The organism is Methyloceanibacter superfactus (assembly GCF_001723305.1).
Classification (GTDB): domain Bacteria; phylum Pseudomonadota; class Alphaproteobacteria; order Rhizobiales; family Methyloligellaceae; genus Methyloceanibacter; species Methyloceanibacter superfactus.
Window position 1 is genome coordinate 41,726 of record NZ_LPWF01000005.1, and the last position, 12,797, is coordinate 54,522.

A 12,797-nucleotide genomic window follows, 5' to 3' on the forward strand; every position below is an offset into this window, starting at 1 on the left:
GCAGTCGAACGCTTCGTTGGGCCACTGGGACTGCCATGATGGACCCAACGGCCTAGCGCACCCCTCAAACGGGCTCGTAGCGCAGCTCAACGCAGTATGGAGGGTCGTAGATGACCCGCTTCAGTGGGTCCTGCAGCGGAAGAAAGGCAATCCCCGCTCAAAGAACTCCGGCTGGCGAAATCGCTCCTACTGCACCGCGCGGGATGGACTGCTGTGCCGCGTCCGAGAATACTGTGGCGACGTCGCGCCCGAAGGGCTCGCCACGCTCCATGGATTGCCCGAACACCACGCGGTGCAGAACTTGGACGTTCCTGGAACGTATCAAGTCCATGTCGTCAGTCACTCGGACCCGTTGGTTCGCGAGGGATTGGGCGCTTGCGAGGACGAACATCACCGCCGGTCGGCTGTCGCACGCTCTCTATTAGTTAGTACCTCAGGGGAGCATAGGGGGACACCACCGACCACCAGCGCATCCCGTTCAACCTCCGCGACGAAGCGAAGGGTCTGTTCGGTCAGTGGTTCGGTGAGCGACGAGTCGTCCTCTCACGACCACGCTAGTTGAGTTCACTTCAGTCCATAGGGGCCCCAATGCACGCAGCACTGCTCGCTGTTTCTACAGCGCGAGAACAGTTGTTCACGGCGAAGCCCAACAAGCTCGCGCGCGGTAACACGCGCATCACCATGCGTCAGGCCGTCAACATGATGGACGCCGTGTCCTTTGCGAGATCTGCTGGGCTGCCGTTGGTGGCTCACCTCACGATCCATTGGGCGTTCACGGGTGTTGGTGATGATCCCGATGGCAAGCTCTTCGCCAAGGTGCGCGAGGGACTCGACAAGTGGGCGCGTCGGCACGGCTTCCCCCTCGCCTGCATCTGGGCGCGTGAGCGAATGTCAGGTGGACAGGCCGAGGTGGTGCATTGCCATCTGCTGTTCCACCTGCCGGTCGAGTACCGCACGGGCAAGGGGCTGCTTCAGGTCGAGGCGGCGATCTACCGCCTCATCAACAAGCACGGTAGGCGCGACGGCGACAAAGCTGGCTACGGCTATTGGGCAGATGATGTCATCAAGCTCGTGCTCCACGACAACCCTGACGGCAAGTACCTCATCAAAGGGGGTGGGCCCACGGTCTGGAACCACTTCCATGTCAGGAGGGAGCATCGCCGCCTGCAGGGCATCATTCATGGCAAGCGCTGCGGCACGACGGAGAACATTGGTCCGACAGCCCGGTGGACACGCACAGGAGGGGCTCCGGTCCGAGGGGCCAATGCCCCTTGTAGGTCAAGCAGGTCTCCGCCCGGGGCCGAGACTGCAATAAAATCGCTGAGCAGAAACAGAAGAACCAATGAAATCAGCGATGGGGAGCTTCGAGGGGTTAAGTTTGCTTCATCCCTTCACGCGCGCGAATGAGCAGACGCCCCCCTCTCGCGCGTGGCCGCTCTTGGACGCAATGCGGACATCTCCCCCCTGCACTCGCAGACGTCCGCTAGTGACCCAAAGCGGACATCCCGCTGATGTCGGTCAGATCAGCACATGGCGCTTGCAACGGACATGTATTGAGCAGACAGTTTGCCCACTGGCACGCCGGAACCTAGGCGCTGGCGGTAAAGACTGCCGATTAAGTGCGGCCCTCTTTCCAAATCTCAGCACACCAGACAATCCCCCACGGTCCAGGCCCCCTGCGGTCTCTCGGCTGCGGGGACGTCGTCCCCTACAGAACTCGACCTAGCGGTCAAGTTCGCCAATGGAGTGTGAAATGAGAAACCTAAGTCAAAAGCTCTTACTCATCCTGACATTGTTGTTGCCCGCCATGGCGCTTGTGAGCAGCGCTTCATTGGCGGCCACCAAGGTCGAAGCGACTATCTTTTCTTATGACGGTAAAGACTTTGTCCGGACCCAAACCACCTTGAGCGCCGAAGGGCAATCGGCCACCGATACAAAACTTGACCGTGATAGCGCCGCCTACAAAGCCTTGGTCGGAAAACGCTCCTACAGCGGGCCAACGACCCTTTTTGGTCACGACTATCAAGCCGACTATGCACCACTCACCGGTGAGAACGGCGACTTGACCGGGGCCCTATTTGTGGGTGTACCCAAGTAGTAGACACTGACAGTCGCGGATGCATATCAGTCTTGAGGTTTCGCGGCGGTCAGATAATTCTAAGCCCTGGCGCTCGTCACTTCTCTCCTGCGCCGGGGCTTTTTTGTCCCGATGATTTTGGTCAGGCTCCTTTGCACAAATAACTTGCATTAGCCCAATATGGAGCAGACAGTTTTTTTACTGGCACGCCGGAACCTAGGCGCTGGCGGTTGAGACTACCGTGCCGATTACGTGCACGCCCCCTTTCCCGAATACAGCACACCAGAGCATCCCCCACGGTCCAGACCCGCGGCTTCTAAGCCTGCGGGAGAACCGTCTGCGATCTAACTCGATTAGGTCGCGGATCAAGATCGGCGAAGAGCGAGCCCGCAGCGGACTTCGGTTTCTTTAAAGGGCCAGTCCGCGCAGAGGCACAACAAAGGTGTGATCCAATGTATAAGATGGAACAAATGATGAAGCCGCGCTTTGGAGTTACGGTCACCCTCGCGGCGTTGGTCGCATGCGCCGTGGCCGACAATCGCAGCGTCGCGGCTGAGATACACGGCGGGGTCCACCCATCGCCCGCGGTGATCCTTCAGGTGCTCAAGGAATTCGACAATCCGGAAGGCGCGATTTTCAGCGCGGACGGTAGCCATGTGTACATCTCCAATGCTGCCGAGGCCGGCAATCTTTCCGAAAAATTTGGTTGGGTTGAGGGCGCGGGATACATCAGCAAGCTGGACGTCAAAGCCAACGGTGAGTTGGCGATAGTCGAGAAGAAGCTGATCACCGGCTTGACCGGGCCGCTCGGCATGGGCGTGCTGCCAGTTGCAACAGAGAAGTTCCCGGCCGGGACGATCTTTCTTTGCACGGGATCGGCGCCGCTCGTCGATAACAATGGTCAGGTGGTCAAGGACCCGACACGCATGCGCAGTAAGCTTCTGGCGTTCAATGATGCCGGCGAAGTGCTCGGCGAGATCGATACCGGCCAGGGGTCAGTGTTCGAGCAGATCAACGGCAGCCCAATCATCCTGATCAACGCGCTGGGTTTCGACGCCGATGGCAATGTCTACGTCACCGACAGCGCCATCGGGGGCGATCAGTTTGACCCGCCGTTCGAAAGTAGGAGTGGCCTTTGGATGATCCCACACAGCGCGCTGGACGCCCTCGCGGACGGACGGGTGCCCGCCAATCCGCCTACGTTCCTGGATATCCCCGGCAACCCTGACGGGGTCGAGGTCTCACCAACCAACGGTAAGGTCTATGTGAACACTGTCGGGGCATTCGCCAACTTGGCCGACCCGGCAAATGGCGGCATCTACGCGCTGACCAAAGAGGACATCTTCAACAACAAGCTACCGCCACCGGTTGACAGCGACCTGGGGGCACTCGATGGCCTCGACTTCACCGCTGGTGGCGTGATGTTAAACGCCCAGATCCGTGGAGACATTCCTGGCAAGCTTACGGTCACCTGCAAAAGCAAAGTTACCACCACCCTCGCGCTCCAGCCTGGCGGCACCATGTCCGACCTGAATGGCCCCGCCGACCTTGCGGTCCGGCGCAGCGCCAACGGCGCGCAGTTGGTGGTGATCCCCGAGCTTTACGCCCGCGACGCTACCGCGGGCGACGACGAGGTTACCGTGCTCGCGCTACCAGTCGGTTTCGATGCGGCGTGTGCTCGCGATATAGCGGGCTTGAATTGACCGGCCGCCCTGCTGTGGGTGTACCGAAATAGGCGGCTCTGCCAACACTAACCCCGGCGCTCTTCTCTTCTCCCTGCGCCGGGGGCTTTTTGTCGGCTATTGGCACGAAGCGGACATCCATGTCGGCTCTGAGCATGTCTGCTTGTGGAGAGTGAAGCAGACACCACGAGCTGGCTGCCAACACCGTCGCTCATCTTTGACGGGCTTCAAGGTCGGCTCAAATTGTACACATTCTGAGGCCGCCGCTTGACGGGTCTCAAAATGTGTCTCTTAATGGTTTTCTCAATAACTCTAAGGGGATCAGAACCTCCATGACGACGGTTGGCTACGCTCGGGTATCGACCTCCGGGCAAGACCTTGGTGTCCAGCTTGGAAAGCTGGAGGCCGCACGCTGCGACAAGGTCTTTCAGGAGAAGCGCTCGGGCGTCGATGCGGGGCGTCCAGAGCTAAAGCGCTGTCTCGATTACTTGCGCGAGGGCGACACGCTTCTCGTAACGAAGATTGACCGCTTGGCCCGCTCGACCTCAGACCTCTACCGCATCGTGTCCACGCTTGCCGACAAGGGTGTGGCCTTCAAGGTGGTGGATGACCCGACCATCGACACGACCTCCCGAACAGGGAAGCTGATAATGGGCATCCTTTCTCTGATCGCCGAGTTCGAGAACGACATCCGCCGAGAGCGGCAGATGGACGGGATCAACAAGGCGCGCGAGCGTGGAACTCGGTTCGGGCGCAAGCCTCTTCTAGTCTCAGAGACGATCCAGAAAGTGAGAAAGTTACGGGAGGCGGGGACAACTGTGCCGGAGATTATGCGGCAGACCTCCCTCTCGAAGGCATCCGTCTATCGCGCCCTGGCAACCTGAAGCCAGCGACCCAGTCGGGCTTGCGCTTTGAGCTGCGTTTTGGCTGCAAGCCCATCCTCAGCGAGTAAGAAAGCTCTTGAAGCGGTCCAGCTCTTCGGGCCGACAAACGGCCATCGTGGCCCCCAGCGCGGACGCATAGGATTCGCATAACCTGCGGGACAACTGCTGGTGCTCATCCAGAGCTTCCTCCGACCGCACAGGACGAGTCCGCCGTCGGTCCCGCGCACGCCGCTCAGCAATTTTTGCGGCATCGTCTTCAACGTGGACCATGACGAGCAGCCGGAGTTCTTCGATCACCTCCTGAGGTATCTCGACCAGCCCGTTGTCCGTGTCGATAACGAGATGCCCGTCGAAGATGACTAGAGGTTCTGGCTGAGACCGGACAGCGCGCCAGAACGTGTCCACCAGGACGTCTTGATTCGATCTTACCTGCTCTCGGGGGCGCTGCCGGAGGGATTCAGAAGTAGCCTCTGGGTGTCGGAGGCCGTCCTTGATCAAGGCGCTCGCTTGCAGGTGAAGGCTGCTTGTAACAGCCCTCCGCGCTTGGGAGATCAGGGTGCTCTTGCCAACGCCAGATAGACCGAACACACCAATGATGCGCTGACCTCTCAAGCGTCAAACCCCAAGTCCAGCATCCCCTTCAGCACTAAGAATCGATCCTCGCTTAACTTAGCTATGGATTGCGGTGGTCGTCCGTTGAATACACCTCCAGCGACTAAATCGGCCAACTTCGCCGTGGGCCTCGAATGACCCACGAGCAAGAAGTCGATCACCTTTACTGGACTCCCAGAATCGCCCGCCAGCTCGACAAGCTCATCTCTTGAGAAGACCGACCTCTTCGCCGTCATTCGGATGAGATCGCTCGCGTCATCGCACTCGCTCACACTCTCGACGATGCCGACGGTCGTGATGCTCTGTGAGGCCTCCAACTCATCGTCCTTGGACAGGTAGAAGAATAGCAGGTCACCCGGTCTGAGAGAGCTGGCCTTCGCTCGACAAAGATAGACCTTGCGGATGCAGTTGCCGGGAACGCGCGCCTGGTCGGGAGTTGCTGCGAGTTCGTTGGTCAGGTCTGTCCCCTCAAAAAGGGGGAGCACTTTGCGAAAGCTGATCTCGGGGAACAGCTTCTTGTGGTACTCGCCCTTTATCGGGACACAGTACTTGGCAGCCCTCTGACCGTCATAGAAGCGAGGGTAGCACTTACGGTCGAAATCGAGCACGTCTTCCTGGCTACTGGGGTTTAGGTCCCCATGGAGCAGCACCTTCTCAAATACTAGTTCGCCGTTTTGCAGTCGGGACGTTTGCGAGAACCCATAGGACTGGAGCAGGCTGATAAGCTCCTCCTTGTCGGCAAAGGCGGTAAGATAGACGACGTCGTAGCAGTTCGCTTGCGCAAACCAGAGGCTCTGCTTCAGCAGGTGCTCACCAAACTTCTCGCCGCGAAACTCCGGGGCCATCTTGAAAGTGCAGAGCTTCAGGATTTTCTCGCCTGACGACTGGATGCACGCGTCGCGGCGAGCTTCATCTTTGCGGATGACGACTCCAGCCAGCTCTCCACCGACCATCACGGTCCAGCACTTGCGATGTTTCCGAGCGCACTTTTCTAACCACTGATCGAAACCCGTGTAGTCGTCCCTGAGACCGTCAAAGATAGGGTGGCTTCGATCGAGCGCGTATGCCTCCTGCTCCGTCACGTGCGGCAGCTCAACTGAGGTCGGCTCGAAGGTCTGCCTCAGCCAGACCAGCGCATCCTCGACGGACATCACACGACCGGACAAGAGGCAACGGCTTGCCCTCTTGATCAGCTTCACATCCTGAGTGATCAGAAAGTCGGCAGCTCCTTGCTCCAGACAGAAAAGCAGCCGAACATCGCTCAGGTCGTTGTCGGAACTTATGGCGCCATATCTGCGCGCAAGCTCCGCGTCGTCGGGATAGGGAACACCAGCCAACCGCTCAAAGCGCTCTAGCTTGCTGAGCGTGATGCTGCGTCTTTCTGCGTCACGATCTCGCTGGATGTCGTCGTCTACAGCTGAGTCGACGAAGAGTCGGACCCCGTGTGTGCTGCACTTTCGCGCGAGATCAGTAAGCCTCGCATCGGCTGGGGAGTTGTCCTCGAGGCCGATCACTACATTGGTGTCGATCAGGAATTTGAATGCGTTCGTCATCGAGGAGGTCAGCAAGGGCACCGCGGACATAGCGGTATGACTGGGGCGGCGAGAAACTGAAGCGCTCTCGCAGTTCACGCGCAGAAATGGCAGGATCGAATGTTACCACCGGCCCCAAGATTACGCCAACGCCCTCGGTTGCGCCGCTGAAGTACTCAAGAAACAGCGATCGGGGTACGCAGGCCTGTTTTTTGAAAGCCTTCCACAGTGGCCCCACCGCCATGCGTCGAACGTTTGCGATCCTGACGGCGCCGATGAGGGCCCTTTCGGGACTGGATGAGTAGATCAACATCCACTTTCCGATTGCCGAATCGTCGGCAAAGCGACGGCGCAACTCCACCGTCTTGCGACCCACAATTATGTTGTGGGCGTGCTCGGGCTTTACGCTGATGATAATGTCGCCCGTGCCTGGCATCTCTCAGTCCTCCAAAAAGGAATCACCCTGTCCTCGACGTTACACGGGTCGCGAATCGACGGCCACCTGGCTGCCTCATCCCGTACTAACGCAGGAAGACTCCCAAAGGTTTAAGTCTGGACCGGCCCGCTGCTGCACAGGGAGCGGATGCTGCGGGCGGAGCAGACATGGTTTGAGGAAGCAGATGAGTTCGTAAGGGCCTCCGGTTGATCGGCACGGTAGCTGGTGCCAACCGCCAAATCGGCATGGCCGCTCTAAACTCTCGGGTGTCCGGTGGACAATAAACTGATCAACAGAGCCCGAATTTTATCCAGAATCGATCAAATCACTTCACTATTTGGTTCCAGACAGAAGTCGAACGCGCCGCAAATGGAGTCATCGACCCCCGCGTGACAGTTCCCCCCGTTGTTGAAGTGCGACGTAAAAAAAGCATTAGATAACTTGTCAACGCTGTGGGCAGTGGTCCGCTTATTCGTAGCTTGGGGCCGAGTTGAACTGGCAGGGGATACGAAATGACACGGGCGGACGTTCTCTCGATTGAACACGTGGTCTTGGTCGCGTGAGGTCGGCAGCCTACATCGGCGTCTCTTCATCTCTCTTCGATAACATGGTGCGTGACGGAAGAATGCCCCCGCCAAAGAGAATTAACAGCCGTGTCATTTGGGACCGTAGACAGCTTGATGCCGCGTTCGATGCGCTTTCCGACGGCGACGCCGAGAACCCTTGGGACCGAGAGGCGGCATGAAGATCAATCTTCGCTACATCTCCGAGGATATGGACCGCCATGGCAACATGCGCCTCTACGTGCGACGCAACGGTCGCAAGATCAGGATTAGGGAGCGGTGGGGCACCGAGGGCTTCGTAGCCGCATACAACAACGCCCTTGCCGAGACCGAGCGACCGAAATTCAACCCGACGGTCGGAGGCGCAGCCCTAAGGGGATCGCTCCGCTGGCTCCTTGAGCGCTACTTCGTCTCGGCTGAGTTCAAGCAGCTTCGCGGATCGACCCAGCGCGTAAGACGGGGCATTCTAGACAATCTCTCTGTCACTCATGGTACGAAGCCCTTTGCGCGCATGGAGCCGCGCCACGTTCGCCAGTTCAGGGACGAGAAGGCTGAGCTACCCGAGGCAGCCAACGGGCGTCTGAAGGCTCTTCGACAAGTGTTCAAGTGGGCAGTCGAGGCTGGCCATGCTGAACGCAATCCCGCGACCGATGTGCCCTACATCAAGACGAGTTCCGAGGGTTTCCACACATGGACCATCGACGAGGTCTACCAGTACCTCAATCATCACGGCACAACCTCAAAGGCGGCCCGAGCACTTACGTTCTTGCTTTATACCGGAGCCGCCCGTGGCGACCTCGTGGACCTTGGCCGCCAGCACCGCCGGAATGATCGCCTGGTGTTCAAGCGAAAGAAGACCAGGGTCGAGGTAGAAATCCCCATCATGCGGGAGCTGAGGGCCGCTATCGAGGCAACTCCTCCCGATCAGCTCACGTTCATTGTAACTGAGTTCGGCAAGCCTTTTACGCCGGCGGGGTTTGGAAACAAGATGCGGTATTGGTGCGACCAGGCGGAACTGCCGCATTGCAGCGCGCATGGATTACGAAAGGCAGGAGCCACCCTCGCCGCCAACAACGGTGCCACCGCACACCAGCTCATGGCTATCTTTGGCTGGACCACCCTCAAGGAAGCCGAGCGTTACACCCGACGGGCGGATCGAAAGAGGCTCGCCAATACCGGCATGCATTTCATTTCGCTGGGCCAGATCGAGAACGAAATTGCCCCACCCGACGCGGAGGTTGCGGTCGGTGGGACAAAAGGGAGCAAAAAGTAGTGGCAAATCAACGAGCAAGAAATGGAGTGGTGCCCAGGGGCGGATTCGAACCACCGACACGCGGATTTTCAATCCGCTGCTCTACCAACTGAGCTACCGATGCTTGTCAGGCCGCCGCCGGGGCGCGCCACGCAAGGCCCTGGCTTATAGGAAATCGCCCCGCCCCTGTCGAGACCGGATGCGTCCCCCGCGCCGCCCCCTGTCGATGGGCCCTGAACACGGGCACGGCCATGCCGGCTCCTCTCACTCGAACTCGTCGAGGGTCCCATCGTCGATATTGCCGACCGGCTCACCGGGAACCGTATAAGCGCCCTTGAGCCAGCGGCCGAGGTCGATCTCGGCGCAACGCTTCGAGCAAAACGGGCGGCGGTCGGGCGCGGATGGCTTGCCGCAGATCGGGCAGCGGCCGGTCGTCTTTGGCTCCGGGGGTTTGCGCGAAGGCGCATTCACTCGGTCTCGACCTCCGCCTTGGAGAGCCACAGCAGGCTCACCGGATAGCCCTCGCCCGCCAGCAGGCTCACCACCTCGGTGAGCGGCAGGCCGACGACATTGGTGTAGGAGCCGACCAGCTTGACCACGAAAGCGCCGGCGATGCCCTGAATGGCATAGCCGCCGGCCTTGCCCTTCCACTCGCCGCTGGCGAGATAGGCGCCGATCTCCTGGTCGGAGATGTTGCGGAAGCGGACCCGCGTCTCCACCACCCGCTCGCGCCAGCGCCCCTCGGGCGTCACGATGCAAATGGCCGTATGCACCCGGTGGGCGCGGCCGCGCAACATGCGCAAGGCATCGGCGGCCTCATGCTCCAGCTCGGCCTTGCCGAGCACCCGGCGTCCCACCGCCACCACCGTATCGGCGGCGATGAGGAAGGACTTGGCGAGTTCGGGCTCCGATTTGATGATCTTGAGCGCGGCCTCCGCCTTGGCGCGGGCGAGCCGGCGCACGATGTGGCGCGGCACCTCGCCCTTGGCCACGCTCTCGTCAACCGAAGCGGGCCGCAACGCGTCGGGCGCGATGCCGGCCTGCTCGAGGAGCTGAAGCCGGCGCGGCGAGGCCGAAGCGAGCACCAGCTTCGGCCGGAAGCTCGAGCCTGGCGTCGGCGCGCGGCGGCGCGGCGGCCGAGTCGGGCTTTTCGCCTTCTTCGGTCCCTGAATCGCAGCCTCAGGCCCAGCAGGATCGCTCCGCTTCAGCCCGAGCTTGCTACTTAAACCGGTAAGTGATCCGACCTTTAGTGAGATCATAGGGTGTCATCTCGACTAGAACCTTGTCGCCAGCAAGCACCCTGATCCGGTTCTTGCGCATCCGTCCCGCCGTATGGGCGATGATCTCGTGTTCGTTCTCGAGCTTCACCCTAAAGGTGGCGTTCGGGAGCAGTTCTGTGACCACTCCCGGAAATTCGAGCATTTCTTCCTTCGTCATAAGGCTCCTTCCGCATCCGCCGATTGCGGCGGAGAATGGTCGCCCCGCCCGGTAAAATCAAGGACCATTCCCCTGAAAGCCCATGCTTTCCGGGGGCGCTCCTTGGGTGATACCGCCCTCCGGGCACCTTGAGCACGGGCAGCCGAAGGCGTCTCGCGGCCCGAGGACCACGAGGCATGAGGGGCTAAGCCCCGAGGGATTGAGCGCGGGGCGACAAGGTCCGCGTCCTGCTCGAGCTCAAGGGCGGCCCTTCGGCGCCCCGCGCTATGCGGCGATGATTTTACAGCCCCCTTCCGCACGGCTTCTCACCAGTGGCACAGGCGTAGCGCGTAACGTCGCGCGCACCTCACCCGACGACCCACGTGTTACAGCGCAGGTGGGCGGAGCGGGGACCCCCGAGGCTGGTCCGTTATCCGTGGCGCGGGGTCAGGGCCTATCGGGAATTTCGCATCCGAGATCGGCCCATCTTTACCGCGCCGTCCTCGGGCGCCGCATCCAAGCCCCACGATGTCAGGACGGTCCTAGGCACCGCATCCCTCATTGGGGCAGGGACGGGAGCAGTGTACGCGCGGATTCAGGGGCGGGGGTAAAGTGGGGATAGGGTTTGTCCGCTAACCACCGTAAGCGGGCGCAATTTTCGAAGAGCTCACGCGGGCAATTGGGCGACGGTTGTCAACCATGCGCCTGTCTTGCCCAGTTCCTCAATGTCCGCCGAAATCCCGTTATACTGGCCTTGTCCAGCGACCAGGCGACAGATAGAGGGTCGCATAAATGACCGGGGAAGAGGACTGTAGGAGCGCGCAATGGAAAAGGACTCGGCGGAGGCATCCCTCCTGATCGGTGGCAAGAGCTACAACCTGCCGGTGCGCAAGGGCACGCTAGGCCCAGACGTGGTCGATATCACCACCCTTTATCAGGAGACAGGTCGCTTCACCTATGATCCGGGCTTCACATCCACGGCAAGCTGCGAGTCCAAGATTACGTTCATCGACTTTGAAAAGGGGTTGGTCCTCTATCGGGGATATCCGATCGAACAGCTTGCCGAACACAGCACCTTCCTCGAAACATGTTTCCTCTTGCTCTACGGCGAACTCCCTACGGCCCAGCAATACGAAGCATTCGAGAACCGCATTACCAAAAGCACGATGGTGCATGAGCAGATGAGCCGATTCTATTCCGGCTTCCGCCGCGACGCGCATCCTATGGCAATCATGGTCGGCGTGGTTGGGGCGCTCTCCGCCTTCTATCACGACAGCGTCGACATCAAGGATCCGGCACAGCGAGAGATCGCGAGCATCCGCCTGATCGCAAAAATGCCGACTATTGCCGCGATGGCTTACAAATATTCTCTCGGTCAGCCGTTCGTCTATCCACGGAACGACCTGAACTACTCGGCGAATTTCCTGCATATGTGTTTTTTTGCAAGGCCGGACCAGAGCTACGATGTCGACCCCGCTCTTGCCAGTGCTATGCGGCGGATCTTTATCATTCATGCCGACCACGAGCAGAGCGCGTCCACCGCTACCGTACGCCTTGCCGGGTCTCGGGGGCCAAACCCTTATGCCTGTATTTCAGCCGGGCTTGCCTCTCTATGGGGTCCGGTGCATGGCGGCGCCAATGAGGCGGTGCTCATCATGTTGCAGGAGATCGGCTCGGTCGAGCACGTCCCTGAATACATCAAACGGGCCAAGGACGAGAACGATCCGTTTCAATTGGTGGGTTTCGGCTATCGCGTCTATGAGAATATCGACCCAAGAGCCAAGATCATGGAGAAGGCCTGTAACGAGGTGCTTGATAGCGTCGGCCGTCACCACCGCGAGGATCCCATCCTCAAGGTCGCGCTCGAGCTCGAACGTATTGCGCTTTCCGATGACTACTTCATCGAGAATAATCTGCGTCCCAACATCGACTTCTATTCGGCAATCACGCTGAAGGCGCTCGGCTTTCCAATGGACATGTTCACCGTGGTGTATGCCATCGCACGCGCCGCAGGCTGGCTGGCGCAGTGGAAGGAGATGATCGACGAACCCTCGCAACGCATCGGCAGGCCCCGCCAGCTCTATACCGGCGTCACCGAGCGCGCTTATGTGCCGATGGAGGCTCGATCGTAGAACGAGCGGCGTTCGGCACCTCACGAGATGGCTGGGGTTCGGTGCCCGCGCCTGTCGTCAAGGATTTGAAGCCTTCGGGGAGCTGAAGTTCGAGCGCTAATTCCCGAAGAGGCCGTCCATGAGCTGGCCGGCCGGACCCTTTTTCTTGGCCGGGGGCGCGGCTTCAGGGGCTGGCTCTTGTTGCGCCGTGCTCGCGGCGGGGGCGGCCGCG

General features: G+C 60.1%; 11 protein-coding genes and 1 tRNA gene. 6 read left to right on the plus strand and 6 right to left on the minus strand.

What is annotated here, in order from left to right:
- The first annotated feature begins 588 nt into the window (after nt 1–588).
- The 4 genes from AUC69_RS02415 (at nt 589) to AUC69_RS02430 (ending at nt 4,643) form a co-directional block, all read left to right on the plus strand.
- Nucleotides 589–1,407 (plus strand): hypothetical protein, encoded by an 819-nt coding sequence (locus AUC69_RS02415; RefSeq protein ID WP_141700539.1) that lies wholly within the window; start codon nt 589–591, stop codon nt 1,405–1,407.
- 346 nt (nt 1,408–1,753) lie between these two features.
- Nucleotides 1,754–2,098 (plus strand): Cache 3/Cache 2 fusion domain-containing protein, encoded by a 345-nt coding sequence (locus AUC69_RS02420; RefSeq protein WP_158007984.1) that lies wholly within the window; start codon nt 1,754–1,756, stop codon nt 2,096–2,098.
- A 431-nt stretch (nt 2,099–2,529) separates the two neighbouring features.
- Nucleotides 2,530–3,780, plus strand: a complete 1,251-nt coding sequence (locus tag AUC69_RS02425; protein WP_141700540.1) for a hypothetical protein — start codon at nt 2,530–2,532, stop codon at nt 3,778–3,780.
- A 311-nt stretch (nt 3,781–4,091) separates the two neighbouring features.
- Nucleotides 4,092–4,643, plus strand: a complete 552-nt coding sequence (locus tag AUC69_RS02430; RefSeq protein WP_069440744.1) for a recombinase family protein — start codon at nt 4,092–4,094, stop codon at nt 4,641–4,643.
- A gap of 57 nt (nt 4,644–4,700) precedes the next feature.
- Here the strand turns inward: AUC69_RS02430 and AUC69_RS02435 are convergent, their stop codons facing one another.
- Nucleotides 4,701–5,231, minus strand: a complete 531-nt coding sequence (locus tag AUC69_RS02435; protein ID WP_244500050.1) for an AAA family ATPase — start codon at nt 5,229–5,231, stop codon at nt 4,701–4,703.
- A gap of 20 nt (nt 5,232–5,251) precedes the next feature.
- Nucleotides 5,252–6,823, minus strand: a complete 1,572-nt coding sequence (locus tag AUC69_RS02440) for a GNAT family N-acetyltransferase (protein WP_141700541.1) — start codon at nt 6,821–6,823, stop codon at nt 5,252–5,254.
- Between the two features lie 1,141 nt (nt 6,824–7,964).
- Here AUC69_RS02440 and AUC69_RS02445 point away from each other — a divergent pair.
- The gene (locus AUC69_RS02445) at nt 7,965–9,059 is read left to right on the plus strand and encodes a site-specific integrase (RefSeq protein WP_069440746.1); all 1,095 of its coding nucleotides are present in this window, start codon (nt 7,965–7,967) and stop codon (nt 9,057–9,059) included.
- Nucleotides 9,060–9,086: 27 nt separating this feature from the next.
- Here AUC69_RS02445 and AUC69_RS02450 read toward each other — a convergent pair.
- From AUC69_RS02450 to infA, 4 genes are all read right to left on the minus strand, one after another.
- Nucleotides 9,087–9,156, minus strand: a tRNA-Phe gene (locus AUC69_RS02450).
- Between the two features lie 146 nt (nt 9,157–9,302).
- Entirely contained in the window at nt 9,303–9,509 is a 207-nt protein-coding gene (locus AUC69_RS02455; RefSeq protein ID WP_069440747.1) for a DNA gyrase inhibitor YacG, read from the minus strand.
- The gene (locus AUC69_RS02460; protein ID WP_069440759.1) at nt 9,506–10,126 is read right to left on the minus strand and encodes a Maf family nucleotide pyrophosphatase; all 621 of its coding nucleotides are present in this window, start codon (nt 10,124–10,126) and stop codon (nt 9,506–9,508) included. The genes AUC69_RS02455 and AUC69_RS02460 overlap by 4 nt, the downstream gene beginning before the upstream one ends.
- Nucleotides 10,127–10,256: 130 nt before the next feature.
- Nucleotides 10,257–10,475 (minus strand): translation initiation factor IF-1, encoded by a 219-nt coding sequence (infA, locus tag AUC69_RS02465; RefSeq protein ID WP_069440748.1) that lies wholly within the window; start codon nt 10,473–10,475, stop codon nt 10,257–10,259.
- Nucleotides 10,476–11,278: 803 nt separating this feature from the next.
- Here infA and gltA point away from each other — a divergent pair.
- Nucleotides 11,279–12,586, plus strand: a complete 1,308-nt coding sequence (gene gltA / locus AUC69_RS02470; protein WP_069440749.1) for a citrate synthase — start codon at nt 11,279–11,281, stop codon at nt 12,584–12,586.
- The last annotated feature ends 211 nt before the right edge of the window (nt 12,587–12,797 follow it).

Coding starts and splice junctions, on each gene's coding strand:
- AUC69_RS02415 (WP_141700539.1), top strand. CDS start 589: ATGCACGCAGCACTGCTCGCTGTTTCTACAGCGCGAGAACAGTTGTTC.
- AUC69_RS02420 (WP_158007984.1), top strand. CDS start 1,754: ATGAGAAACCTAAGTCAAAAGCTCTTACTCATCCTGACATTGTTGTTG.
- AUC69_RS02425 (WP_141700540.1), top strand. CDS start 2,530: ATGTATAAGATGGAACAAATGATGAAGCCGCGCTTTGGAGTTACGGTC.
- AUC69_RS02430 (WP_069440744.1), top strand. CDS start 4,092: ATGACGACGGTTGGCTACGCTCGGGTATCGACCTCCGGGCAAGACCTT.
- AUC69_RS02445 (WP_069440746.1), top strand. CDS start 7,965: ATGAAGATCAATCTTCGCTACATCTCCGAGGATATGGACCGCCATGGC.
- infA (WP_069440748.1), bottom strand. CDS start 10,475: ATGACGAAGGAAGAAATGCTCGAATTTCCGGGAGTGGTCACAGAACTG.
- gltA (WP_069440749.1), top strand. CDS start 11,279: ATGGAAAAGGACTCGGCGGAGGCATCCCTCCTGATCGGTGGCAAGAGC.